The organism is Lysinibacillus fusiformis (assembly GCF_002845985.1).
GTDB classification, from domain to species: Bacteria; Bacillota; Bacilli; order Bacillales_A; family Planococcaceae; genus Lysinibacillus; species Lysinibacillus fusiformis_D.
Genome location: NZ_PDFK01000003.1, coordinates 47012 through 71375 on the forward strand (window position 1 = coordinate 47012; position 24364 = coordinate 71375).

The window sequence follows — 24364 nt, forward strand, 5'->3', positions numbered from 1 at the left end:
AGTAAAAATGGTTCATGTGATAAGATAATTATACGTTATTTGAGAAATGTGTGTAATGATTTTACAATAATAAAATGACAGAGATATTGGGGTGATATGTGTATGTTTGGGCTGACAAAAGAAGAAATTATGTTGCTGCTAGAGGGGATTGAGTTAGCAGAAAAGCAAAAGAATGTGATTGCTGATATCTTACATTTAAACAATATGCGAATCGAACAACAACTCGCATTAATGATCCATTTAATCATAGATGAGCGCGAACGAAATATTTCCAACAATACATATCTAAACTAAAAAGTATCGAAAAATCACAGGTGAGCTACACAAAGCACCTGTGATTTTTTTGTCAGCCATTTTTATAATTTTTTTGTGAAGCAGATAATGCGATTGGCTTCTGTAAAACCGAGTTGTAGATGGACGCGTAAACTTTCTTCATTGTGCCATTCACAGTCACTAGCAAACGCTTGACAGCCTTTGTTCTTTGCCCATTGCTCACAGTGCGCTACAAGCTGTCTTGCATAGCCTTGCTGTCGATAATCTGCCATTACGAAAAGACCTTCTAAATAGCCTACGGGGCTAGAGTTAGTACCTTCTACATAATCCGTTCGCAATTGGCATTGAGCAAATCCAATGGCTTTAGCCTGGTCATAGGCTAGAAAAATAGCGGCGTTGTCTTCCTTTAAGAGCTGAGCCATCTGTTCGGCAAATGCCTCTAGTGAATGATTGGGCCAAAGCAGTAAGGCTAATGTGGCTGTTGCTAGAGCATCCGGTTGTGTTGCTTGCTTGATCATACAATCCCCCCTGGAAAAAAATGAAACGAAACGATTTTTAGCACGTACAAACTAGTAAGAGCTTCCACTAATGTTACATTTTCTATTTTAACACCAGTACTGAAAAAGGGGGAATCTACTGAATGTCACTCTTACAAACGTTAATTGAACAAGCGAAAAAACCTAATGGCTGGATTGGCTCATGGATGCTACGGATAATGAATATTGCCCATCGAGGTATGTATGCATGGCTCATTCGGCAAGGCGCCATCAATGATGGGGATCGTGTGTTAGACATTGGATGCGGGGGCGGAAAAACGCTTCAAATTCTATCCAATTTGAATCCAAATGGTATAATCTATGGTATAGATATTTCTGAGCAGGCAGTGAAGGAATCCATCAAGCTGAATGAAGCACATGTCGCCAGTGGCAAAGTAGTGGTTAAAGAGGCGAGTGTGACAAGCATCCCATACGAGGATCAATTTTTTGATGCCATTACAGCCTTTCAAACACATTATTTTTGGCCATCATTAGAACAGGATGTCAAGGAAGTATGGCGGGTGCTGAAAAACGGAGGAAAATTTATTATTATAGCAGAGCTATATAAAATGAATTACCATATGGAAGCTTATCAAACACCAGCTGCTATGAAGCAATTATTAGAACGTACAGGTTTTCAAACAGTCTATGTTACGGAAAAATCGAGTAAAGGGTGGCTCTGTATGACAGCCATTAAGTAAGAGATACATAAAATGGAGGGAATAAAATGAAAAGATGTGATTGGGTCAAGTTAGATGAGCCTTTGTATGTGGCATACCATGACAAGGAGTGGGGAGTGCCAGTCTATGATGATCAGCATTTATTTGAAATGCTTTGTCTAGAGGGAGCACAGGCAGGGCTAAGCTGGTGGACGATTTTACAAAAGCGTGAAGGCTACCGTGAGGCATTTGATCAATTCGATGTGGAAAAAATTATACATTATACAGAGGACAAGCTACAGGCATTACAGCAAGACACACGAATCGTGCGCAATAAATTAAAAATTGCTAGTGTGGTGACAAATGCTAAAGCCTATCTACAAATCAAGGAAAAATACGGTTCATTCTCTGACTATATTTGGGGATTTGTTGATCACCAGCCATTGATGAATGAATGGGCATCTATAAAAGATGTACCTGTGACGACAGAAATTAGTGATCGTATGAGCAAGCAATTAAAGAAGGACGGCTTTAAATTTATCGGTAGCACGATTTGCTATTCCTTTATGCAGGCAGTTGGCATGGTGAATGATCATACAACGGATTGCTGCTGTCGCCAGAAGGAGCTAGCGCATGACAATTGAATATATTCGTGCGCAACTAGCAAAGCAGGCCACGATTTTTCAAACAGGTGGTATTCGACCGACACATGATTTATTGGAAAGCTGGATTGGCTATGTCGGCTGGTCTTTACCAGAGGAACAACCACCCTCTGGCTATCAGCCGCTTGCTACCTTCTTTTTAAAAGATCTACCCTATGTACCAGTAGCGCTAAAGCCTTTTCAATTAGTCACACTGTTTGTTGATGAACGTCTTTTGGATCATCTAACGGAGGATGATCTTAGTCCTTATTTTCATATTAGAACATACACGACATTGGAAGGTTTAGTAAAGCGTGAATGGCAGCATGATGGCATTCGTGCATTTCCTCTCCAACCAAAGCTTATTACGAATGACTATCCAGTATGGGATGGGGGAGGTATACCGCTTCAAATAGAAGAAGATATTTTGACCTTGGAGCATGAAGAGGAGCTAGAATATTTTGAGGATATCGTAGAAGACCTTTATCCGCTTCATAAAATCGGTGGCTACCCAAGCTTCTGTCAGAGTGGCTATGATTTTGGAGAGGATACACCATTTGTCCTCCAAATTGCCTCGGATGCGAAGGCACGATTGAACATTGTGGATCATGGCAATTTTTATTTTTTCTACAATCCAACAACGCAGACTTGGCGCGTCTATTGCGATTTCTACTGAAGGGAAGAGGGCTTGCCTTTTTCACGAACGGTCCAATCGATGATTCGGTTAATCAAGTATAGACCGAGATACGCTCCTGTCAATAGAAAAAGAGGGTTTAAGAAAACCGCATGAATCGTTGTCATAAAAACCGCATCCTCAAGAATAATGTGCGTTATAGAAGTAGCAGCAATCGTGCTGAAAAGTATGGCAGCGATGATTCCTACTATGTTGAACAGCAGGCGAAAGATCGCCCATTTGAGCTGTAGATAAACCATAAGACTCGGGATCACAATGGTGGTAGCCAAAATGAAAATGGTCATAACATCACATCCTTTCTTTCAGGATGCCCTTGTTCGCTTATGCATAAACATCATTGACGATAGGAGGAAAACATGTTGCGCTGGCAAGATGGAGAGGTGAAAAGAACAAAGAAGGTGAAAAGAGTGGAGCATAAAACGGTCGTAAAAAATGGCATTGGCTTTGGTTCAGTTTTAGCGATAACGATTTCATGGAGTGTCCATCATTCGATTATTTGGGCAATCATCCATGGCTGTTTTAGCTGGTTGTATGTTGTATACTATGCCATTACGCGCTAAGCTTGTCTGTCAAACTATCAACGAAGAAGTTGTTTGAATAAAAATAACTGAGGGTACATAAAAACAAATGTTCATAATTTTTGATTTGCCCGCATAAATAACAAAGTGCTCTTTTTCCAAGGCCAATTAAACTGTATGAACGTAGAAGAAAGGTTGATAGTATGACACATCAAGTAACGGCTTTAAGTAATGTTAATGGCAATGCTACGGGAGTGGAAGGCATTTTACAAAATGTAGCATTTATTTTATCAACGTTTACGATCCCTTGTCCGCTTCGAGAATATGCGATCAAGTGTGAAACTCGTAAACCCTTCCAACGTATAAAGAAGCTGAACACAACTCGCCTCATAGAATGTATTCAACGTTTTGAGCCACGAGCTGTCGTAGTAGATGTTGATTATCTTGGCGATGTCAATAGAGGAAAACTAGAGCCCATTGTCAAAGTGATTGTGAATGCATAATAGAAAAAATGTATTCTGCCAGGTTTGAGTCAAATAACCTGGCAGAAGATCAAATTTGCTAGTAGTGGTAGGATTTATAGTATATGAATTGGTATCCAACAGGGCGTTCAAACATTTACGCTAGATTGGCACTTCTAATGGCGATAATTTGTTGGCAATCGATGATGAGTGGTGATGCGACTGCACCGGCTACCTCAAAGAATGTTGCACAGCAAGTTTTAGGATCTAAGCTGATAAAATAAATACCCGCGAAGCTACCGCCACCTGCTAAAATAACATCTACGAAAGCACCAGTAGACAGACATTTTAATTGATGACAAATACAGCCTTTACAGTGGTGATCTTTAGCATGTTCCGCCTCGTAGTAATAATCTTCTTCATCACAGTATTTTTCCTCTTTTTTGCAATGGCAGTGCTTATGCTTTTGTTCCCGCTGACATGGCTCATTTTTTTGCCAACACTTGCATCCATCCTGTTTATGTTCCCATTTATATTGGTCATACTTATGCTTGCACTTACATTCTTCTACTTTGTGCTCACATTTCTTCTGTAAATGACAATTACATTTTACATACTGTTCACAGCACTTTTCTTTTTTCTTATTCCAATTCATATAATGGCTAAATCTACTATCTTGCATCTTTTAATCTCCCTTTTTGTTAGTTTTTTAGTAATGGTAGCGCTAACCTTTACACTTATAATCTATGAAATGATGAACGATACTTCTTGGTAATTGCCCCCTGCGACAGCTTAAAATTATTTTTTGAAAAATCAAGAGAGAGATAGCCATAGATAATTGTGATAACCCTAACAGTTTTCAGGAGAAAAGATTGCTAGACTTCCGCCTGTTAATTTCATGAAGAAATGGAGTGAATGTATGAAGAGAATACTGCAAATCTTCTTTCTTTTCATGTGCTTAATAGTAGTGATCTCATTGCTAATTGTACAAAGGCAGCCTTTAACCACAGCGACCAGTACGAATAGTCCAACTCCCTATGCAGAGGAGCTTGGCCAAAAATTACAGACTACAGATTTTACGAAAAAGGTGTTGCAGGAGATACGAGAGGTAGGCTACGCCCCTGATAGTACGGTTGGCTATTTAATAGACTCGCCAGAACATCAGGTCATCACGATTCAATTACACAATGGCGAAGAAATTGATGTAAGTACAGAAAGTGAGATTCAATCCATCATCGACGAGCTGGCCAGAAAAAACAATATCCCTCTATTTATGGTTAATGTCCAGCTAATAGAGGCTAAATGAGCTGAGAGGGAGGCACATGGGATAGTGTCTCCTTTTACATATAAAGGGAAATTAAAGCATGCTATAATAAGAAAAGAGGTGAGATCAATGAAAATCTTAGTATTAGGGGCGAGTGGACGTGTAGGTAGCCATCTAGTTGAGCTGGCATTAAAGGATCAGCACGAGGTCACTATATTGGTCCGTGATCCTGATAAAATACAGCAACATCATCAACAGCTGCGTGTTATTCAAGGAAATGTTTTAAATAGGCAGGATGTTGAGCAGGCAATGGTTAATGTGGGCGTGGTGGTCAGTGCATTAAATACAGATGGTCGCGATACATTATCGGCGAGTTTACCGTTGATACTTGAGGCGATGACACAACAACAGGTGAAAAGAATCATTACAATCGGAACAGCAGGGATTTTACAAAGTCGTGTTACACCGACGATTCTCCGCTATCAATCGACTGAATCTAAACAAAAATCCACGTTTGCCGCACAGGAGCACCAACATGTATTCGAACAATTACAGCAGTCTGATAGGGACTGGACGATTGTCTGTCCTACTTATCTACCTAAAGGAGCTTGGACAGGGAACTACCGAATCGAACGTGATTTCTTGCCAGAGGGTGGCACTCAAATTTCAGTAGCAGATACTGCAGACTTTGCCTATCAACAAATCTTTAGCGAGGAATTTTTGAAGACACGGGTAGGTATTGCGTATTAAAAAGGGGAATGAGAGATGAAAATTATTCATGCCATCATTGGTATGGTTATCATTGTCGTGGGACTTACATTCCTCAGTACAACGATTGAAGAGGCGTCTGTTAGAAATGTGATGCTGAAAATCTATGGCAGTATTCTAGTTTTTATGGGTACATTCTATCTCAAAAAAATTGCGAAATTTGGTAAGCAAATAGTCTAAATGAACTTATTGCTTTAACTTCTTTTCATACCAGCAGTCAATCCAATATTCAAAATGAGTGAAAAAATATACTGATATTTTCCTTTTTATAGAAGGTTTGCTATACTTTATGTCGAATATATCATTGAAGAGGTGATTGTATGGACAAAGAAATATCAAATAACTGTCAATATCCTCAACACCTAACAGGCCATGATGGAATCGAAACGACAGAATTATATGTCATCAAGATCACAAAGGAACAAGTCGATAGGTTGATTGAGGATATCGATCAAACATTAAAGGCGTCTACATGACGTCTTTTTTAATGGCAAAAAGGCCACCTTCAGGGGAAAGTGACCTCAAAACAGGAGAGCTTTGGAAAGGCTAGATTTGCTTTACACTACTATACATATGAAAAAGTAATTTTGTTCGCTAGCCATTTGCCCGAGAAATAGATTAGAATTTCTAGCATACCACTGCCTGCATTATGTACAACCTCAGTCCTTTCGACATGAAAAGGAATAATTCAATGCCAAATAATCTCGTACGATTTTTGGCTGGCCTCCATTTTCAAGACATAGCTTACTAGCAATCTTAATTTCCTGCTGATTATAGTGAGATTGTGCCCCAATCAAAAATATGCCTGACAGTATCAATAAAGTACCGATTCCCAAAACATATTTTATAATCCTTTTCAATCAACTGACCTCCATTTCCACCTGCCTATTTTCTAGCATATGTCTGACTAGCAAAGCAATATGTTAATTGACATTTCGTATACAAATGTATACAATTAGTTTAAATAAATGTATACATTTGTATACAAAAGGAGGATTTTTATTAATGAGAGGTTCTGGATTTAGAGAACATATGCGAGAAGGACATCACCGTGGAGGACGTCATAGAGGCATGGATGGTACAGCACAGCGAGGAGCGAAAACATTCCGACGAGGCAAGGCCATTTCATTTTTAGAAATGCTACATGTTAAGCGAGCAACGATTAAACAGCAATTAGAGCAGCCTGAGTTTCAATCGATTCAGCAAATTTTGATAGGGGAATTAAAAGCGATTGACATGGTCATCCAAGAATTTAGCCAGTTATTTGACATTCAGGAAGGTGAAACAACGGAAGCAGCTGACAGTCGACAGGAGGAAAATGTGCATGAAACAAATGAATAACTATATTGATACGGTATTTTATCAGCAGGATACGCTGTTAGAGAATGTTATTTCCTCGATTGCAGAAAAAGGCATGCCTGCCATTTCCGTGTCACCATCTTCAGGGAAACTGCTGACGATGCTTGTATCGATTACAGGGGCTAAGGCTTTATTAGAAATCGGTGCGCTCGGTGGGTATAGTGGCATCTGTTTGGCAAGAGGATTGGATGCAGAAGGTTCATTGACTTCATTAGAGTTAGATGAAAGCTATGCACAGCTTGCTGCTAAAAATCTTGCCAAGGCAGGCTTTGAGAAGCAGGTTACCTATTTGACGGGCCCTGCATTAAACAGTCTGGAAAAGCTAGTAGCAGATGGACGACGTTTTGATTTGTTCTTTATTGATGCGGATAAGGATAATTATGAAAATTATGTAACGGCGTGCATCAAGCTGGCAAACCCTGGTGCATTAATTGTGACAGACAATGTCCTTGCAGGGGGCAGTGTAGTAGACCCTGAGGCTACACCAAAGCGTTATACAGCCATCATGAAAAAATTCAACGTGACGATCGCTAATCATCCACAGCTTGAGTCCATCCTTCTCCCAATTGGGGATGGTATAACCGTTTCCAAAGTTAAAAAATAGTATAACTAATTTACTATTAATGGTAAAATATTGTTAGCAAACAATAAGGGAGAGATGCTTTTGAAGCAAGCACTAGTGGTGATTGATGCACAGCAAGAACTAATCGAGGGTAATCAGGATGAACAAGCCGTCTATCAGAAAAACGAATTACTGGAGACAATCAATGCCGTCATCCAGAAGGCCGCGGAAGCCCAGGCACATATTATTTTTGTTCGTGACCAAGATGTGGCAGGTGGCGAAGGGGAAGGCTTTCAAGTACATCCAGCGATCCAAGTTCCAACGACAGCTGTCTTCTTTGATAAACTGGCAACGAATGCTTTTTACAAAACAGGCTTACTGGACTATTTACAGACCCATGACATTAAACATTTAGTGATGATGGGCTGTAAAACCGAGCATTGTGTGGATACAGCAGTAAAAACAGCAACCGTTCATGGCTTTGATGTCACATTAGTGGCAGAAGGTCATTCCACTAACGGCTCCGACTGTTTATCACCAGAAGTTATTATTGCACATCATAACGACATTTTACATGGCCATTACAATGTGGATCATTTCTCACTTGTGCGCAACGCCGATGAAGCACTATTTAAACCAACACATAATAATTATCGCTAACAAAAAATGACCAAGAATCTAGGTTCTTGGTCATTTCATATTAGGATTGAAAATCATCCTACTACAGTACATACGATGCTAAAACGTATCAAACATAGCCCCTGAATATTCAAAGACCCCCTTAAATAAAGCGCATAGTATGCTTGAAAAAGGATCGCTTGGCTATATTTAATAATAGTAGTAAATGGAATATACAGAAAATTTAAAAATTACATTGCATCATGAGTTCTTCTATTTATAAGGGTGTTTTACAAATATTGACATGTAAGCTATTGCTGGTCATAATGGATAGGGCCACCGTGCGAGCAGTGACCCTAAGTATCAAGTCAGGAGGTGTAAGGCTAAAAAATTAGCTTTACACTATTATATATATGAGAAAATAGCTTCGAAAGTTAGTTATTTGCCTGTTCGATAGATTATTTTTTGAAAGGCGACTAAATGGTGCATCAATTGTCGGATGTCGTATTGTTATGCCTGTTAAGGTAGTGATAAGGAAGGTGATGGATATGGATTCTTTAACAAGATTAAATGAGGCAGTAGCTTATATTGAAGCTCATCTAACAGAAGAAATAGACTTAAAAGAGGCTGCAAGAATAGCTTATTGCTCGGACTATCATTTTAAACGAATGTTTTCCTTTCTAGCAGGGGTATCGTTGTCCGAGTATATTCGTCGTAGGCGGTTGACACTTGCCGCTCTAGAACTGTCTCATTCCTCTAGGAGAATCCTTGATATTGCCATTTGTTATGGCTATCGCTCCGCAGATGCTTTTACAAGAGCCTTTCAGCAAATGCACGGCATCACACCATCCGAGGCGAGGCAAAGTGGTCAAATCTTAAAAGCATTCCCCCGGATGACCTTCCAACTTACTATTAAAGGAGGTAGTGAAATGAATTACCGACTCGAGCAAAAAGAAGCATTTCACATTATCGGACTCATGAAAAGAGTACCCATTGTTTTTCAAGGAGAAAATCAAGCAATAACAGAGCTGGCTCGCTCTTTGACAATGGCGGACATTGAGCAACTGAAAAAGCTGTCCAATATCGAACCAAAGGGGATAATCCAAGCCTCCACCAACTTTTCAGAAGGGAGAATGGAAGAAAAGGGAGAACTCGACCATTATATTGGAGTAGCCACAACAGAAAAAGGTACCCACCACTTTACTGAGTTGGATGTACCTGCGTGTACGTGGGCCGTATTTGAAGCGGTCGGACCATTCCCGCAAACACTACAGGAAATGTGGGGCCGCATCTATGCCGAATGGTTCCCATCATCTGGCTATGAGCAAGTAGCTGGCCCTGAAATCGTACGCCATGCAAGCACCGATTTCTCCTCCCCAACATTTACAAGTGAAATATGGATCCCCATTTATAAAAAGGAGCCTTTTGCGTAATGCAAAGGCTCTTTACTGTATTTTTGTGCCATTTGGTACCTGCTGATCAGGTGTTAACAGGATCACATCGCCCTCTATAGGCACTCCACCAATAACTAACACCTCTGACTTAAATCCTGCGACACGGCGGGGAGGAAAATTAACAATTGCCACTACTTGCTTCCCAATCATTTGCGCCGGTGTATAACGCTTGGTAATTTGTGCAGAAGACTGTTTAATGCCAAGCTCTTCACCAAAATCAATGGTCATTTTAATCGCAGGAACACGCGCTTTTGGCAATTCCTCTGCCTCTATAACCGTGCCAATTCGTATATCAAGTGCTATAAAATCTTCAATGGTAGCCATAATCATACTCCTTCTTCTTTTATGACAATGCTATCATTGAATAGAAAAATATTCAAAAAAAGAAGAGCACGTGCAGCGCTCTTCTCTCATTAACGACGATGCTCTACCAGGTCAATAGCTCCTAACACAATGTGTGCTAGCCCAAAACCAAAGAGGGTATTGGCCACCATTTTGTTAGAGCCATGCTTTTGCTTCATGGCATATCCAGCAGCCGTAACAGCCGACCCTAGGATAGTAGGGATTAAACCTTCACGAATTCCATTCATAATTTGATCCCTCCGTCGTATGATTCGGTGTGAATTTCACACCATACTTACTATGAACGTTTGGCGAGCATACTATACTAAGCATCAATCAAATAGCGTATTTTTGTAATAAAGGAAGAAAGCCTCCTGCAAAAAAAACGTAATAGGATGGCCACTCTCATTTACATAATGCATGTAATTTTTGGAATTATTGAAACAAATAGAAGACGTTAGCCGTATAATAAAATAAAGGGGGGCTGAAAATGAAGTATATAGGCATTGGCACGATATTATCGATTCTAGGTGTTGTATGTTCCATCTTCATATGGGGTACCGAGCAAGCGCATTTGCTCTCAGGGATACTAGGCGGAATTTTCATCTTTGTTTCGATAGTAATGTCAGGAGCAATAGCGAGCGGAGATAGAATACGAGCCAATCTCGCTACAGAAACAAAAGAAGCTAGAAACGAACGCAATCGCATGATGACTAACGCGTCACTATTAGCCTTACCCAACATTATTGTAGCCATCTTCGCCTATTATCTCTGAAGCATCCATCAATCTGAACAAACACTCCATTCAAAGTAGTTCTATCGCTCAAAATAGTGGTTCGATTCACTTAGAGTAGTTCTATCAATCAAAAAAAGCGTTTTATCGATCAGTTTATGCATTTTATCCACTACATGTTGAATTCTATCCATCAAACTAGATGAACAATCCAATCATAGAAGTTTTATCAATCAAAAAAAGGTTTCTATCGCTCAATATATGCGTTTTATCCACTACATTTAGAGTTCTATCCATCAATTTGGGTGAACAATCCACTTAGAGCAGTTCTATCGCTCGAAAAAAGAGTTTTATCAATCAAAATAAGTATTCTATCGCTCAATATATGTGTTTTATCCATCACATGTTGAATTCTATCCATCAATTTGGATGAACGCTCCGACCAGAGTAGTTCTATCGATCAAAAAAAGGTTTCTATCGATCAGTTTATGCGTTTTATCCACCACATTTAGAATTCTATCCATCAATCTAGATGAACGCTCCACTGAGAGTAGTTCTATCGCTCAAATAAAGGTTTCTATCGATCAGTTTATGCGTTTTATCCACTACATTTAGAGTTCTATCCATCAATTTTAGATGAACAATCCAACCAGAGCAGTTCTATCAATCGAAAAAAGAGTTTTATCAATCAAAATAAGTATTCTATCGATTAATATATGCGTTTTATCCACCACATTTAGAATTCTATCCATCAATCTAGATGAACGCTCCAACCAGAGTAGTTCTATCGCTTGAAAAAAGTGTTCTATCCATCAAAATAAGAGTCTATTCACCTCTAATAGAAAGGATGTCGCGTGCTATGGATGAAGAAAAAGATTATTACCCAGAAGCTTCTAGATACACACTTGCTGTTGTTCTTTTGACACTAATTATTTGGGGTATTTATGATTGGCGCAATGCACATGCAAATGGTTTTCAATTCCTGTTAATTAATGAAATTGTAATCACACTTGGGATCACGCGCTATATGTTGAAGAAGCGAGATCAAAGAAGGAAGCGCTCTCAATAATCGGTACATATAAAATTCATAAAACGTGTCACATCTACCCTAGGTGTGACACGTTTTATTGCATTTAATAGTGGATGAGTACATTTGTAATAGAGAGGTGGTACTATGCAATTAACAGATGGTACACGGACATTTGACACGGACATCATTGATGAGGCTGCCAGAAAGAAAGAGCGTGATGAGCAGGAGCGGGAGATGCTCAATGCCTTTGCACGTTATGCTTATCTTCGCTACAAGCAAATACGAGATAAAGTAAATCCACGCAAATGTAAATATATGTATATCCATCAAGTTCGCCAGCAAATAACATCACCTGCTAGGCTTCAACGTGTTTGTAAGCTTCTGACGATGACAGAGGAGGAAGTTCTGTACATTGTGGAATTTGTGCGAAAGTATTTGAAATATGTGAAGTAAACCTCATCGACTGATGGGGTTTTTTTACATAATTTCTAGGGAGAATTATTTTTCAACGACCTGCTCCATATAGTATGATGAACGTGGGTAAAGGAGTGAGAATTTGAGATTCATTAAATTTCTAGTAGTGATGATTATTTTCCTTGGCGTAGCTGGGTATGGTGTGTTACATTTCGGCACAAAATTTGCCTCTGAAAAAATCGTAGATACGTTGTCAACGGAATTAGAAAGCAGCGGACAAAAGGAAGAAATCAAAAATACCATTGAAAATGACCCTCAGTTGAAAGCCTATATGGAGGAAGCAAAAACGGTTGACAGCAGTACATTGCCGTTTACGACAAAAGAAGAGGCGACTAAAGTATTAATTCAAAAAGTGGGGATCACGGAGCTGAACGACATTCGTGTGAAATTGCAAGATGGCTCGATGACACAAGAGGAAGCACTGCAAATGGTTGAAGGAAAATTGTCGGATGAAGAGCTTGCTGCGTTAAAAGTAATCGTTTATCAAGAGCTTTATCAATAAAATTCGGACATGCTGTTGTGGCATGTTCTTTTTTTATGTCCCTTTTTCGAAAAATTCCCTTTATATAATAAGAAAGGGAATTTGACAGAAAGAGGGGATCATAATGATTTATAGAGTAGCCAAAAAGGAGAATTTCGTTGTCTTGGACAAGGGATTTTTAAATGATGATCAATTAAGCTGGAAGGCGAAGGGGCTGCTTGCTTATATGCTGTCCTTACCAGATGATTGGTCTTTTAGTCTTGCCGATTTAGCAACCCGCAGTAAATGTGGACGAGAAGCGACTGCACGAATTGTAGACGAACTGATACAGACGGGTTATCTTCAAAAAATTCAAGAGAGAACAAAAGATGGTAAGTTTCGTAAGGTGGAGTTTCTCGTATATGAAGCTCCAGCACTTGCTGCCATGCCGTCAACGGGAAATGCGTCAACGGTAGCACCACAAACGGAAAAGCCCACACTACTAAATAATGAATTACTAAATAATAAATTACTAAAAAATATAGATGATGATAAACAATCTGCACCCTCTGTCTATCACTTTTACGAGCAACAAGGCTTTGGTGCACAAACTGCCCATATTGGTGAGAGAATTCATCATTGGCTCACTATTTTTACGGAGGAAATGGTTATACATGCGATGAAGCTAGCAGTGGAACACAATGTATTACGTTGGCGGTATGTAGAAAAGATTTTGCAAAATTGGTATAGCAAAAAAATAAAAAGCATGGAAGATATAGCCATCGAGCAGCAGCGATTTCAAGCACGTAAGCAACAGATGGCACGACAGCAAGTTAACAGACGTCAAGAAATCATTCCGAAGTGGTTTCATCAGCGTCATGAAGAGGAAGTACTATGTGATCAACAGCCAACAATGGATTTTGCAGCGGAACGTCAAAAAATATTAGCATTATTAGAGAGCATATAATCGTCCGAATACCATAAAGGTTTGGTTGATGAAAAGTCATCATGATCCTGTAATATCAAGTGAATTCTTGCTAACGCATCGTCAAAAGAACGTGGGTCATATTGGCGTGTCCAAACAATGGTGGAAAAGACCGTCATTGCCACATATAAGGCATAAAGCTGCCAAAATGTATCGTCTGGAGTAGCCGAAAAATAGCCATTGATTTGCCCGATGCAGTAGGGGATGCTGTGACGTCTACTAAATAAGGCAAGATTATAAAAGTCATGAGAAGGGTCACAGGTCGATGTTTTAGCAGTGGCAGATGCGCCTCAATAAAGCTTCATCATTTTGCTTCCTGTGGTATGTGATAGGAACCTTGCTGGTATGCCTTCCAATAAGCAGAGAATTTCTTGCGCTGTGTCGCCTCCCAATTGAGCATTGGCGGAGCACTCACTTGATGGATTTTTCTCAATTGTTGCCCAGCAGCAAGACCGAGATGGAATTGCTCAAAGTCAGTGAATTGCTGGATGACATCATCCGCGGGTATTCCTTCTAAAAAACGAACGACCGTTGCGGTTAAATGGGCTTCTTGCAGCACCTTATAGTCAATCGCTTTATGTGTTTTTACACCCTGTTTTTCTAATTCCTGTAGCAACATAAATTCATTTTTGCGTTTTTCACGATGCGCTACATCTGCTAATCGTACAAAAAAGCGCGTTTCTCCCACAGTTACGAGATACTTAGTATCAGGAGAATAGCCTTTGAGGACTTTGGTTATTTGCGTAAAACCATCTAAGCTTGGCAATTGCTGAAATATATCTACTATACGCACATGTCATCCCCTCACTTTCAATATTTTAGAAGATACAAAATACTATAGGAAGCAATCTTTGTCAATGTCTTGGATAGTAGGAAGGGGTAAAAAAATCATATATAAAAAATAGTAAAAGAGCACAATTAACTAGAAATCACTGGTATGGGAGCATTTATTAACTATAAGTGAATGTCTTTGTATCATTCACACTCAGAAAGAGAGGTGAAATGATAGCAATAGTCGTATGCAAGAAAAGAACCTGTTAAGCCCCGTAAGGAATACCTCTGATTAATTATCGTTTTTCCCTGAACATCACAAATAGTAGAAATGGATAACATAGCTGTCATTCACGAAAAAATGATAGGAAAGGGTGGTGTAGTATGAGTTATGTTATTGAAAAACAGATCATGTCAGGGTTACCGAATCAAGCGCTCACGGCTATAAAATATGTGGTGGCGCATGAATCAGGTAATAGCAGCAATACTGGTCCAAACGCATTGGAAAACGAGATTGCCTATATGAATAGAAATAAAGCGAATGCTTTTGTATCCCACTGGGTAGGCGGTGGTGGACGAATCGTACAAGTAGCCCCCGTGAATCGTGTGCAATATGGCTGTGGTCCAAAAGGAAATCCATATAGCTATGCCCAGGTGGAGCTGGCACGGACAGCTAATAAGGAACAGTTTAAAAAGGATTATGCAGCGTATATTTGGCTGTTACGTAAGCTTGCCATAGAGGCAGGAGTCCCAACTGTTTTAGATGGCAATGGTAACGGCATTAAGTCACATCGATGGATTACGGAAAATCTAGGAGGTACCACACACAAAGATCCTTTTGCCTATTTAAAAAGTATGGGGATTTCAGAAGCACAGTTCCAGCTAGATATTAAAAATGGACTTGAGGAGGGATTAACAGTGTCACAATATAATGAGCTGAAACAAGAAATTGCGATGTTAAAAAGCTTATTAGCTGAAAAAGCTAGCCTACAAGCAAGCAGGGAAGTAGGAGCATCTCATAAAGAGGCATGGGAATGGGCCGTTAACGAAGGAATTATCCGAGGCGATGGCAGTCAGAACATGAATCCAGCAGGCGCTCTCACGAGGGAACAAATGGCGACAATGCTTAAACGTTATTACGATAAATTTATAGCGAATTAACTGGGGAGGATAGAGCTTGCATGCAAAAGCGAGCTTTATCCTTTTTCATTAAATAAAGGTTTTTTCAAAGTTTTGTCGAATGTAGTAGAAGAGAGGAGGGGTTTTGATGTTAACGAAAATAAAAAAAGTGAAATTCGAGCAAGAAAGAAAAAAACCATTGTACAAGGTGATAATGGAATGTCCAGAGGGGAAACAATTATATGTGAAGTTTGATTATACTTATAAAACGGAAAATTTCTGGCCTTTAGAAGTGAATTATAATAAAAAGAACTATGGTGCGAAACTAGCATGGTATACAAATGAAGTCGAGAATATGACAGTGGCATCATTTTTAGAAACCATTGCTGGGAAAATTAATAAGAAGTACGACTTTGACTTTAAGCAACAATAAAAAACAGCATCCTGAGGAATGCTGCTGTAAAGCCTATCCATTAATTGGTCGAGATATAAACAATCAATGCTGCCTCATCAAATGTTACATTTGCACCAAGTGCTTGACTAACAAATCTTAGAGGGACCATCGTTGTTCCTTGATAAATTTCAGCTGGATGGCTGAGGGCGATAGTGGATGTAGTACCATTTGCATCAACATAAGCCATTTTATTCCCCACACCAAGCACAATTTTTTTACTGCCCTTTGTTGCCGTTACTTTTTTCGTTGCACTTTCATAAGCAACTGTTGCTCCAAGTGATTCAAAAATGGCCTTCATCGGCACTAATGTTGTGCCATTTTTCATATAAGCGCCAGGCGTGTAATGTTGCTTTACATTATTTAAATAGACAGCAACTTTTGTCAACACTGGGGCTGTAGTTGCTTTTGGTGTCGGTGTAGATTGGCTTTGACCACCTGAGGAGGACCCTCCATTATGATAATGGTAGCCTGAACATAGCCCTTTCGCTTTGGACTTGTCCGAGCAATTATGCCCACCATTGCCATCTAAACGCCCAGGATGCGCTTCCGCAATAGAGGCTGTAGCGAGAAATAATGTAAACATCGCCATTAATAAAACCAATTTCTTCATAAATACCCTCCTATTATTGAAATATGTAATTATTATACTGTTAAAAAGTAAATTTTGATATGTTTTTATAGTAAAATAGTTGTAAAAGTTGGAGGGAACTAGAGCAGTAGGCATGTGGCGTATAAAATGAAGCCCTTTTACGAAGAATTTTCGAAACAGCGGAAGTAGTAGGACATGTATAGGCGATAAATTGGCACTAACAATTAAAAGTTGTTAGTGCCAATTTATTTTGCTTCAGCGGGTGTTGAAACCCATGTCTTATGGCAAACCAATATCCTGTGCCTCTGACGGATGGCACTGGTTTTCGAGCAACTCGAAAAAATGTAGATGCAGCGTAAGCGATTATGCCGAATCGTAATGCCAGTTATGTCTTCCTTGTCAGTAAACATGATGATAGATGCTGCAATGCCAGTGCAAGAAAGAGAACAATCGTGAATGCACAATATTTGATAGTTCTCAAAGCCTTTACAGACGATGCCGAGAACGCTTTATGCTGGTCGGTGTTGATTAAGAGACGATATAACGTAATGTAAGTAGGGAACACATAGAGCAGACACATAGATTAAAAAAGATAGGACAAATAAGCAGATTTGGGATGTGCTACTGCGTCTCGATTAGCCATGTCAAGTAACCAACATAGCCCTAAAGCTAAAGCAGAAATACCTAGCAGAATAGTGACAATTTTCAAGAAAATGGTTGCCCTTTGTTTCTGTTTCATTCAAAGCACCTCATTGGTTACCTTGATTTTAAAATTCATTGTTTTCTATCTAAAAAAGACATCCATCCTTGTGGGAGGGATGTCTTATTAGACACGGTGTTTAACATCTTACATATTTTCGTTTAAAACCAAGTCTGCCTCGCTCTACTTCCTTTTGAATCGTTTCATAAGCATTTAGCGTAGTGTTTTTTTTGTTGTCTCTTTTCATTTCCACTGGACCAATTGCCTGTGCCGTTTCAATGGCTTGCTCATGAAGTGGTACATAGGAAATGGCCACTGTGTATAGAAAATTATTCATCGCAGATTTCGTGCGTGCTGGTGCATCATGAATTGTATTTTTTACCACTTCCAGCATGTTGGCTAATTTGCTTATAGAAAATTCGCTATCCTTGCGATTTCCTAAAAGCCAGCAATAGCAGCTCCAGCCCGCTGACATTCTTAGCTCCTCACCGCTGGCAATCCATGCATCCGCAACCTCCTGTGCAATAGGGGCTTCCGCTAACGTGACCGCTACAACATAATCAGAAAGCATATAAAAATAAGCGGCATCCATCCAACGATCAAAATCTTCCACAGTCATTGCTTTGGGATCAGCAATAACGCCTGCAAAATACATCGCATCATAGTTACCTGTAGCATAAAGTTCTTCTGCTAGAGCTTGATTGATTTTGATTTTCTTCGCAATAGGCTTCATAGCTCCTGTTGCCACACCAAACAGTGGCTCCTGTGCACCATTTGACAGATACATTTTTTTCGTCCGTTCCTTGCCTAGAGCCTCTAGCTCCTGCATCACCATTTCTGCATTCATCCAGTAGCACTTCCTTTACCTTTAATAGACACAAGCCCATTATCCTATAACAAACACTCATTTGTCATGGAGGATACAGATAAAATCGCCTAATAATAATGATTTTATGTTAGATGAATGCCTTTTGGGAGATTTAGCTTGGTTGAAGAGGTTAGAGCCTATTCCATATAAACATAAATTGGGCTGCATCGGATTCCAGCGCAATTCGATGATCGTCCGTCGACTGATCTTCAGTCAGCAAGCGACCTTTTTGCACGTTTAAAATGGCATGTTTAATAGTGTCAGGGTGTTCTATTTCGTAGTGAGAGTTTTTCAGGAGGGTTAAGGCAGATTGGCATTTATATTTATCAATGCGCTCATTTTTACCTTTGAAATACAGCTTAATCAAGTAGGGGATATCGTCGATGATTAAACCAAGTTCAGGATTGGAACGCACCGTTAATGCATCACTATACCAATTAGCCTTACCTGGTTCAAACCACTGAACATTTTTATTTTTTAAAAATTTTAAATAGGCTTTTACGACATCCTGATAATTTTTCTGACGTGCAGGGAGGGCATTATCGATCATATCGAGTAAATAATTGTCAGGCAAACCCTGTTCATGGTATTTTTTTAAACCATCGCGTAATGCCTTCCAATAATCTTTAATTGGATGATAATCTCCCTGATATTTAATATCTTTCACAAACTTCGTCTTGGCTGTACTTCCCTTCATCGTGAAGTCTGTAAATTGGGTTAAGCCAATGGATGGCTTTGTGATAATCGTCATCATTCCATCGCCCTTCTTTCCTTATCAATGACATGTTATAGATTATATTGGAAAGGGGGACTGTATATGATTTTCTGGCGTGTTAAAAGTTATCAATGAAAAGAATCCTACTAGGCATCGCTTTCTCGTACAATTGACAACTTTACAATGAAAAAACAACATTCTATAAAAGAAATGTACCGCCAAGAACACCTTCTATCGATGCTCATTGAAGAACATGAAAGGAATAGTCAATTTGAGCAAACCGTATGGATTCTTAATTGTGCACATCATTTCGTTTCTGACAAGGACTTTGACTATACCAAGCAGCATAGCCTTGCGACCTACCATAAATTATATGAGCAACTGTATGACCATCTTTTGAACCAGCAGACAGTGAAATTAGTTTAGCTAGAAATAATCATTTCATACTGTACTGGGAATAGATCAAACCAAATAGGGCAATGTAAGACTACTTGGAGGTGATCATTTTGTCGAAGGGCAAGCAATATAAACGTCAGTCAGAGTTGGCAGAATTAGCGACAGATTTAAGTCCAGATGATTTAGATGTGCGTGAAGAAAATGCTTTAACACAAGAGCAAAAGAAAAATTCGAACGAAGGTACTCGCTCGAAAAAATCTGCAACACGTAAATCGCAATCATAATACTGACACCACAATCATCGTGATTGTGGTGTTATTTTATCTTTCATTTCACGTCCACTAGACCAATGCCACCTTTCTACAAAACACATTAGCAATAAAAGAAATCCAGAAACAATCCATAGTATACTGTAAACAATAACAATAAATGGTATAATATATAAAATGGTTGAGAGGAGTTGATATAAATGACTTTATTTATCTTGTTTATTGGGATCATCGTTGTCGTCGGTATAGTCAGTATGCTCAATCAACCGTACAATAAATCGAGCGAGCAATCACACCATAGTCACCCAACAAACGATTTTCTAACAAATGATGCACAGATTTCCTCACAGGAAAGCCATCATTGTGCTGATTATAGCGCATCCACTAGCGATTCCTCATGCGGCTCATCAGGGGAATGAAGGAATGGTTTAGGTAATTTGCTATATTTCCTTGTAATTCCGCTCAAAGACAAAATCACAAGGATACGCAGCCAAAAGCGTGTTATAAAATAACCGAATTGTCAGGAAGCGTCTCAAAATCGGAGCATAAGCATCCACCACGAAAAAGCTGGAAACCGGTAGTAGACTGGTCTCCAGCTTTATTCATATGTAAGGTTATCTTAAATGTCTTGTTTCTGCATCAATCATCTAGTTAGCCAAATTGACACTCGGAGCGATAGTACTAAAGGAGTGCTTGATGTTTACACAGGACGCGGTATGAATGATAGAGGAGCCAGTAAATAATCAATATTCGGGACATTTGTTTCTACAATCTCTATTAATTGTGCAGAATCATCGGTGAATGCTGATGAATATAGCTATCAATGGCTGTGTCTCGACTGATAAAATGACGATTCATTTGGGTCGAACAAAGGGACACCACAATGAGAAGCATCACCCTATCATAAGAACAAACAAATGGCGAAGATGGGGCAATATGGCGTAAGATAGAGTAATAGATAGAGAATTTTGGAGGGACTCAATATGATACGATTCGAAAATGATTATGCAGAAGGCGCACATCCACAGATTTTGCAACGATTAGTGACGACAAATGAGGAGCAAACACCTGGCTATGGTATGGATGAGCATTCGGAAACAGCCAGAGCTTATATTAAAAAAGCGATTGCAGCAGAACAAGCAGATATTCACTTTTTAGTCGGTGGTACGCAAACGAATACAATTGTTATCTCGTCTATTTTGCGTCCTCATCAGGGAGTCATTGCCGCGCATACGGGACATATTGCGGTGCATGAAACAGGTGCAATTGAAGCCACAGGTCATAAAGTGCTGACATTGCCGAGCGAGGATGGCAAAATAACGGCGGCACAGGTGAAAGCATGCTATGAGGCTCATTGGCAGGATAGTACGCATGAGCATATGGTGCAGCCGGGCTTAGTGTACATATCTCATCCTACAGAAAATGGCACGACGTATAGCAAGGCGGAATTAACGGCTTTAAGTGAGGTTTGTCGAGAATGTGGCTTACCGCTATTTTTAGATGGGGCGCGACTAGGATACGGGCTTGTAGCGCAAGATAGCGATTTATCCTTAGCAGAGATTGCGAAGCTTTGTGATGTTTTTTATATTGGTGGCACGAAAATGGGCGCATTATTTGGCGAAGCGGTCGTAATAGTGAATCCTGCGTATCAAAGGGATTTTCGCTACATGATGAAGCAAAGAGGAGGGCTGCTTGCTAAGGGACGTTTATTAGGCATTCAGTTTGAAACCCTATTTGAAGAAGACCTTTATATGGCTATTTCTCATCATGCTGTAGACATGGCGATGCTAATTCGACAGGCGTTTATCAACAAAGGCTTTGCATTGCGCTATGATTCGAAAACCAATCAGCAGTTTCCGATTTTACCAAACGACATACTGACGGCTTTGGCTGAGAAATATTCCTTCTCTACTTGGGAAACCTTTAATGACAACCATACCGTTGTGCGCTTTTGCACAAGCTGGGCCACAAAAAAGGAACAAGTGGATCGCTTGATAGAGGACATTCACCAATTAGCCTAATCATTGAACTGCACCTGGAATAAAAGGGTGCAGTTTTTTCCTATTATTCCCTAGAGGTTGCTATACTAGAGGATGAAAGGAAAGGTGGAATGGCATGACGAAATATATAGCGTTTTTAAGAGGCATTAATGTAGGTGGACACAATAAATTGAAAATGGCTGAATTAAGAGAAGCGCTTATACCGCTGGGATTACAAAACATTCGGACATATATTCAAAGCGGCAATATCCTGTTTGAATCAAGTGAGTCTGAGGTATACCTACAACAGCAAATACAAGCAACCATTCAAACAGTTTTCCATATCACAAGTATCGTGATAATCAGAACAGCCGAAGAACTGCAATCAATCGTCCATAATTGTCCGTTTTCAGAGCAAGATATGGCTGAGGCAAGTACCACAGCTACAGGGGAAAGTCTCCATGTCGCCATGCTACCAGTTGCACCCACTGAAGTGAATGGTGCGAAGTTATTAGCCTACGAAAGTGAAAAAGAGCGTTGTCTCATCAAGGGCAGAGACGTTTATCTGTTATTTTACGAGAGCATCCGCAATGCCAAGCTGGGTCAACAGCTACACAAGCTGGAGATACCTGCAACGGTGCGCAATTGGAAAACGATGAACAAGCTTGTGACGATGATTGACCAGTAAGAAGACGGATAATAGAGGTGTAAGATTGAGACGAGACCAAATAAGTTATTTTATCTATCCTTGTGCTTATTTCATTGTGAGAACGATCAATCAATGGAGAAAACAAGAATCGATTACATGGGGAGAAAATGTCATGACGATGATCGGCCTACTGTTCTTCATCTATCTGTTGATTCTCATGTGGAATTGGTCAAATAAGCCCTATCAATGGGAGAAAAAAGATAAAGAAACATAAAACAAGAGAGCCCTTTCATTTTCTTTTAAATGATTGCTCTCTTTTTTTCAACTCGTCAACATATAAAAAAACCTGCAGCGAAGTTAATCGCTACAGTTCAGAATTGGTTGATACCCTTTGAGTATTCTCATGTATTATAGCATAACTCTTTATTTCCTGTATAGAAATGTTTAAGTCTAAATCAATTTATGCAATTACTGCTTCATCATCACTTGAATGTTTTATAAAAATAGGACTCGATGTGCAGTAATCTCCTCCAAGCAATGCGACCAAAGGTGTTATGGTTTGCTGAAGCGATTCAACCGTCAGCTAATCAAGCAATTTTTGTGTAGCAGTAGCTTCACATGTCCAAGAATGTAAAAAATGGTCCATTGTCTGAAACATAAAAATCCTCACCCAAATAGCATAGGATGTTTTTTTGCTATGTGCCCAAAATAAAAGCAATATAAAGTACCGCATAAAGAGGCAAGGCAATTGAAAGCATGATATACATGGTCCATTCACCAATTGTTAGTGTTCCTTGCCATTTCGTTAATTTTAGCTGTCGACGATATACCATACTGGCAATTAATATGACTAACAAAGCGAGATCCTTTAAGTTATCGAAAAAGGTAATCACAGTATCAGCTCCTTTAGGCTTTTGCAATATATGAGCCTACAATTGTCAACATGACTAGCCAAGATAGTGTCCAGATGTCAACATAAAAAGTGCGTCTCTATATAAAATAGAAACGCACGTCCATTTATTCATCTCGAATGACGATAAAAACACCACTCAATATGAACAGGGAGCCTAGCCAAAAGGACAGTCCTATCGTCTCTCCTAATAAGAGCCAGCCTAAAAATGTGCCGACAATGGGCTGGAAGAAGAAAAATAAGCCGCCACTTGACGCATTCATTAATTGAAGCCCTTTATTCCACAATAAAAAGCCACCCGCTGTAGAAACAATGCCTAAGTAAAGCAAGCCCCCTGAAATCGTTGGCTGCAAAATAGTTGTTAGCGCCAAATCCTTTAATCTTGGTAGGATAAAAGGTGTCAACAAAATCACAGCTACTATAGATGAGTAGGTTGTCACGACAATTTGTGAGTAATGGCTAGGCACTTTTTTTACTAATGCCGACATGAATGCCCACGTTAAAGCAGCGACTAGTAAGTAGAATCCACCTAATTGCTGTGTAATATCGATTTGGCCGTTGCCCACAATGATCCCAACGCCAATGGTCGCGAGGACGATGGACAAGCATTTTTTAATCGTAATGTTTTCCTGCAAAATGAAACGAGCGAAGACAACCATAAAAGCAGGGGTTGTAGCAGTAATCATCGCCCCCATTTGAGCAGTGGAGAGCATTGTCCCCATTTCTTGCGTGACAATCGAAATCGTATTCCCGATGAGACCAACAAGAAAAATAATCAACCAATCTTTTTTAGCGATTGTCCAAGATGGCTTCATCACGATGCCGATAATACCGAGTGCAATCACCGCAATCAAATAACGAATCCAAACAAGCTCCAATGGTGGCACAACCTCCACCACTACTTTAACTACTACATACATGGCGCCCCAAATACTCGCAGCAAGCGATAAAAAGATGGCGCCGATACCTTTATTTCTCATGTTTTTTCCTCCGTTTTCATAGATACCTATGCCCTTAACGGAGAAAAAGCGCTTCTACCGTTAAGGAAGAAGGATTGCTGGTACATCCTGTTCAAATAATGGAGCAAACATCATATTTATTACACCATCCTCTT

Annotated in this window: 40 protein-coding genes and 2 pseudogenes; 27 read left to right on the top strand and 15 right to left on the bottom strand. The window is 39.6% G+C overall.

Annotated features, from left to right (window positions below):
* Positions 1–102: 102 nt before the first annotated feature.
* A complete protein-coding gene (locus CRI88_RS10860) occupies positions 103–294 on the top strand; it encodes a hypothetical protein (protein WP_036128950.1) in 192 nt (63 codons plus the stop codon).
* Positions 295–356: 62 nt separating this feature from the next.
* On the opposite strand, the gene aac(6') is transcribed toward CRI88_RS10860, so the two are convergent.
* Positions 357–791 carry an aminoglycoside 6'-N-acetyltransferase gene (gene aac(6'), locus CRI88_RS10865; RefSeq protein ID WP_036128947.1) on the bottom strand — a complete coding sequence of 145 codons (435 nt, stop codon included), beginning with the start codon at positions 789–791 and terminating at the stop codon, positions 357–359.
* A 122-nt stretch (positions 792–913) separates the two neighbouring features.
* On the opposite strand from aac(6'), the gene CRI88_RS10870 reads away from it, so the two are divergent.
* From CRI88_RS10870 to CRI88_RS10880, 3 genes are read left to right on the top strand one after another with little or no spacing between them, the layout of a single operon-like run.
* On the top strand, positions 914–1510 hold the full coding sequence (locus CRI88_RS10870) for a class I SAM-dependent methyltransferase (RefSeq protein ID WP_101966599.1): 597 nt from the start codon (positions 914–916) through the stop codon (positions 1508–1510).
* Positions 1511–1536: 26 nt separating this feature from the next.
* On the top strand, positions 1537–2112 hold the full coding sequence (locus CRI88_RS10875; protein WP_036128944.1) for a DNA-3-methyladenine glycosylase I: 576 nt from the start codon (positions 1537–1539) through the stop codon (positions 2110–2112).
* A complete protein-coding gene (locus CRI88_RS10880; RefSeq protein ID WP_101966600.1) occupies positions 2102–2785 on the top strand; it encodes a DUF1963 domain-containing protein in 684 nt (227 codons plus the stop codon). The genes CRI88_RS10875 and CRI88_RS10880 overlap by 11 nt, the downstream gene beginning before the upstream one ends.
* Here the strand turns inward: CRI88_RS10880 and CRI88_RS10885 are convergent.
* A complete protein-coding gene (locus CRI88_RS10885) occupies positions 2779–3087 on the bottom strand; it encodes a transposase (RefSeq protein ID WP_101966601.1) in 309 nt (102 codons plus the stop codon). The two genes, CRI88_RS10880 and CRI88_RS10885, sit on opposite strands and share 7 nt — an antisense overlap.
* 72 nt (positions 3088–3159) lie before the next feature.
* Between CRI88_RS10885 and CRI88_RS10890 the strand changes: the two genes are divergently transcribed.
* Positions 3160–3363 carry a hypothetical protein gene (locus CRI88_RS10890; protein WP_170829805.1) on the top strand — a complete coding sequence of 68 codons (204 nt, stop codon included), beginning with the start codon at positions 3160–3162 and terminating at the stop codon, positions 3361–3363.
* 161 nt (positions 3364–3524) lie between these two features.
* Positions 3525–3824, top strand: coding sequence for a hypothetical protein (locus CRI88_RS10895; RefSeq protein ID WP_036128937.1), 300 nt, complete (start codon positions 3525–3527; stop codon positions 3822–3824).
* 115 nt (positions 3825–3939) lie between these two features.
* On the opposite strand, the gene CRI88_RS10900 is transcribed toward CRI88_RS10895, so the two are convergent.
* Positions 3940–4464: a hypothetical protein gene (locus CRI88_RS10900; protein WP_101966602.1), complete on the bottom strand. Its 525-nt coding sequence runs from the start codon at positions 4462–4464 to the stop codon at positions 3940–3942.
* Between the two features lie 216 nt (positions 4465–4680).
* On the opposite strand from CRI88_RS10900, the gene CRI88_RS10905 reads away from it, so the two are divergent.
* The 4 genes from CRI88_RS10905 (at position 4681) to CRI88_RS22455 (ending at position 6290) form a co-directional block, all read left to right on the top strand.
* Positions 4681–5088 (top strand): hypothetical protein, encoded by a 408-nt coding sequence (locus tag CRI88_RS10905; RefSeq protein ID WP_257982889.1) that lies wholly within the window; start codon positions 4681–4683, stop codon positions 5086–5088.
* Positions 5089–5175: 87 nt separating this feature from the next.
* On the top strand, positions 5176–5796 hold the full coding sequence (locus tag CRI88_RS10910) for an NAD(P)-dependent oxidoreductase (RefSeq protein ID WP_101966603.1): 621 nt from the start codon (positions 5176–5178) through the stop codon (positions 5794–5796).
* A gap of 15 nt (positions 5797–5811) precedes the next feature.
* Entirely contained in the window at positions 5812–5994 is a 183-nt protein-coding gene (locus CRI88_RS10915; protein ID WP_036128929.1) for a hypothetical protein, read from the top strand.
* Positions 5995–6134: 140 nt separating this feature from the next.
* Positions 6135–6290: a hypothetical protein gene (locus tag CRI88_RS22455; protein WP_170829804.1), complete on the top strand. Its 156-nt coding sequence runs from the start codon at positions 6135–6137 to the stop codon at positions 6288–6290.
* Positions 6291–6473: 183 nt separating this feature from the next.
* Here CRI88_RS22455 and CRI88_RS10920 read toward each other — a convergent pair whose 3' ends face one another.
* Entirely contained in the window at positions 6474–6674 is a 201-nt protein-coding gene (locus CRI88_RS10920; protein ID WP_036128927.1) for a hypothetical protein, read from the bottom strand.
* Between the two features lie 145 nt (positions 6675–6819).
* On the opposite strand from CRI88_RS10920, the gene CRI88_RS10925 reads away from it, so the two are divergent.
* The 4 genes from CRI88_RS10925 to CRI88_RS10940 all read left to right on the top strand — a co-directional run bounded on the left by CRI88_RS10925 (position 6820) and on the right by CRI88_RS10940 (position 9786).
* Entirely contained in the window at positions 6820–7155 is a 336-nt protein-coding gene (locus tag CRI88_RS10925) for a hypothetical protein (RefSeq protein ID WP_036128925.1), read from the top strand.
* Entirely contained in the window at positions 7139–7777 is a 639-nt protein-coding gene (locus tag CRI88_RS10930) for an O-methyltransferase (protein WP_036128923.1), read from the top strand. Before CRI88_RS10925 ends, CRI88_RS10930 begins: the two co-directional genes overlap by 17 nt.
* A gap of 60 nt (positions 7778–7837) precedes the next feature.
* Positions 7838–8395 (top strand): isochorismatase family protein, encoded by a 558-nt coding sequence (locus CRI88_RS10935; RefSeq protein ID WP_036128921.1) that lies wholly within the window; start codon positions 7838–7840, stop codon positions 8393–8395.
* A 506-nt stretch (positions 8396–8901) separates the two neighbouring features.
* A complete protein-coding gene (locus CRI88_RS10940; RefSeq protein WP_036128919.1) occupies positions 8902–9786 on the top strand; it encodes an AraC family transcriptional regulator in 885 nt (294 codons plus the stop codon).
* 12 nt (positions 9787–9798) lie between these two features.
* Here CRI88_RS10940 and csaA read toward each other — a convergent pair whose 3' ends face one another.
* Both csaA and CRI88_RS10950 read right to left on the bottom strand, forming a co-directional pair.
* Positions 9799–10131, bottom strand: coding sequence for a chaperone CsaA (gene csaA, locus CRI88_RS10945; protein ID WP_036128917.1), 333 nt, complete (start codon positions 10129–10131; stop codon positions 9799–9801).
* Between the two features lie 89 nt (positions 10132–10220).
* Positions 10221–10397 (bottom strand): hypothetical protein, encoded by a 177-nt coding sequence (locus CRI88_RS10950; RefSeq protein ID WP_036128914.1) that lies wholly within the window; start codon positions 10395–10397, stop codon positions 10221–10223.
* A gap of 242 nt (positions 10398–10639) precedes the next feature.
* Between CRI88_RS10950 and CRI88_RS10955 the strand changes: the two genes are divergently transcribed.
* The 5 genes from CRI88_RS10955 (at position 10640) to CRI88_RS10975 (ending at position 13813) form a co-directional block, all read left to right on the top strand.
* Entirely contained in the window at positions 10640–10924 is a 285-nt protein-coding gene (locus tag CRI88_RS10955) for a DUF5316 domain-containing protein (protein WP_101966604.1), read from the top strand.
* An 817-nt stretch (positions 10925–11741) separates the two neighbouring features.
* A complete protein-coding gene (locus tag CRI88_RS10960; protein ID WP_230593831.1) occupies positions 11742–11951 on the top strand; it encodes a hypothetical protein in 210 nt (69 codons plus the stop codon).
* A gap of 105 nt (positions 11952–12056) precedes the next feature.
* Positions 12057–12365: a hypothetical protein gene (locus CRI88_RS10965; protein ID WP_036122729.1), complete on the top strand. Its 309-nt coding sequence runs from the start codon at positions 12057–12059 to the stop codon at positions 12363–12365.
* A gap of 103 nt (positions 12366–12468) precedes the next feature.
* Complete coding sequence (locus tag CRI88_RS10970; RefSeq protein WP_051891658.1) at positions 12469–12888, top strand: hypothetical protein; 420 nt, start codon at positions 12469–12471, stop codon at positions 12886–12888.
* 103 nt (positions 12889–12991) lie between these two features.
* Positions 12992–13813, top strand: a complete 822-nt coding sequence (locus tag CRI88_RS10975) for a DnaD domain protein (RefSeq protein ID WP_036122725.1) — start codon at positions 12992–12994, stop codon at positions 13811–13813.
* A gap of 322 nt (positions 13814–14135) precedes the next feature.
* On the opposite strand, the gene CRI88_RS22800 is transcribed toward CRI88_RS10975, so the two are convergent.
* The gene (locus CRI88_RS22800) at positions 14136–14624 is read right to left on the bottom strand and encodes an aminoglycoside phosphotransferase family protein (protein ID WP_257982890.1); all 489 of its coding nucleotides are present in this window, start codon (positions 14622–14624) and stop codon (positions 14136–14138) included.
* A gap of 362 nt (positions 14625–14986) precedes the next feature.
* Here CRI88_RS22800 and CRI88_RS10985 point away from each other — a divergent pair, with 362 nt between their 5' ends.
* Both CRI88_RS10985 and CRI88_RS10990 read left to right on the top strand, forming a co-directional pair.
* The gene (locus CRI88_RS10985) at positions 14987–15763 is read left to right on the top strand and encodes an N-acetylmuramoyl-L-alanine amidase (RefSeq protein WP_036122718.1); all 777 of its coding nucleotides are present in this window, start codon (positions 14987–14989) and stop codon (positions 15761–15763) included.
* Positions 15764–15869: 106 nt separating this feature from the next.
* Complete coding sequence (locus CRI88_RS10990) at positions 15870–16154, top strand: hypothetical protein (RefSeq protein WP_036122715.1); 285 nt, start codon at positions 15870–15872, stop codon at positions 16152–16154.
* Between the two features lie 40 nt (positions 16155–16194).
* Here CRI88_RS10990 and CRI88_RS10995 read toward each other — a convergent pair whose 3' ends face one another.
* The 5 genes and pseudogenes from CRI88_RS10995 to CRI88_RS11005 form a co-directional block, all read right to left on the bottom strand.
* The gene (locus CRI88_RS10995; protein ID WP_058843076.1) at positions 16195–16785 is read right to left on the bottom strand and encodes a copper amine oxidase N-terminal domain-containing protein; all 591 of its coding nucleotides are present in this window, start codon (positions 16783–16785) and stop codon (positions 16195–16197) included.
* A 457-nt stretch (positions 16786–17242) separates the two neighbouring features.
* Positions 17243–17344, bottom strand: a pseudogene (locus CRI88_RS22805) (DUF2975 domain-containing protein); the annotation flags it as partial.
* 3 nt (positions 17345–17347) lie between these two features.
* Positions 17348–17503, bottom strand: coding sequence for a hypothetical protein (locus CRI88_RS22810; RefSeq protein ID WP_257982891.1), 156 nt, complete (start codon positions 17501–17503; stop codon positions 17348–17350).
* A gap of 100 nt (positions 17504–17603) precedes the next feature.
* A complete protein-coding gene (locus tag CRI88_RS11000; protein WP_101966605.1) occupies positions 17604–18311 on the bottom strand; it encodes a DNA alkylation repair protein in 708 nt (235 codons plus the stop codon).
* Between the two features lie 151 nt (positions 18312–18462).
* Entirely contained in the window at positions 18463–19083 is a 621-nt protein-coding gene (locus CRI88_RS11005; protein ID WP_101966777.1) for a hypothetical protein, read from the bottom strand.
* Positions 19084–19230: 147 nt separating this feature from the next.
* On the opposite strand from CRI88_RS11005, the gene CRI88_RS22460 reads away from it, so the two are divergent.
* From CRI88_RS22460 to CRI88_RS11025, 6 genes are all read left to right on the top strand, one after another.
* On the top strand, positions 19231–19473 hold the full coding sequence (locus CRI88_RS22460; protein WP_180957795.1) for a hypothetical protein: 243 nt from the start codon (positions 19231–19233) through the stop codon (positions 19471–19473).
* A 71-nt stretch (positions 19474–19544) separates the two neighbouring features.
* Positions 19545–19727, top strand: a complete 183-nt coding sequence (locus tag CRI88_RS22465) for a hypothetical protein (RefSeq protein WP_230593830.1) — start codon at positions 19545–19547, stop codon at positions 19725–19727.
* 185 nt (positions 19728–19912) lie between these two features.
* A complete protein-coding gene (locus CRI88_RS11010) occupies positions 19913–20131 on the top strand; it encodes a hypothetical protein (protein ID WP_080717073.1) in 219 nt (72 codons plus the stop codon).
* A gap of 564 nt (positions 20132–20695) precedes the next feature.
* Positions 20696–21733 (top strand): threonine aldolase family protein, encoded by a 1038-nt coding sequence (locus CRI88_RS11015; protein WP_101966606.1) that lies wholly within the window; start codon positions 20696–20698, stop codon positions 21731–21733.
* Between the two features lie 94 nt (positions 21734–21827).
* Entirely contained in the window at positions 21828–22379 is a 552-nt protein-coding gene (locus CRI88_RS11020; RefSeq protein WP_036122698.1) for a DUF1697 domain-containing protein, read from the top strand.
* Positions 22380–22404: 25 nt separating this feature from the next.
* Positions 22405–22614, top strand: coding sequence for a hypothetical protein (locus tag CRI88_RS11025; RefSeq protein ID WP_101966607.1), 210 nt, complete (start codon positions 22405–22407; stop codon positions 22612–22614).
* Positions 22615–22926: 312 nt separating this feature from the next.
* Here CRI88_RS11025 and CRI88_RS22815 read toward each other — a convergent pair.
* The 3 genes and pseudogenes from CRI88_RS22815 to CRI88_RS11035 form a co-directional block, all read right to left on the bottom strand.
* Positions 22927–22998 (bottom strand): annotated as a pseudogene (locus tag CRI88_RS22815) (DinB family protein); the annotation flags it as partial.
* Between the two features lie 37 nt (positions 22999–23035).
* Positions 23036–23260: a hypothetical protein gene (locus CRI88_RS11030; protein ID WP_101966608.1), complete on the bottom strand. Its 225-nt coding sequence runs from the start codon at positions 23258–23260 to the stop codon at positions 23036–23038.
* Positions 23261–23357: 97 nt separating this feature from the next.
* The gene (locus CRI88_RS11035) at positions 23358–24230 is read right to left on the bottom strand and encodes a DMT family transporter (RefSeq protein WP_036122689.1); all 873 of its coding nucleotides are present in this window, start codon (positions 24228–24230) and stop codon (positions 23358–23360) included.
* Positions 24231–24364: the final 134 nt, after the last annotated feature.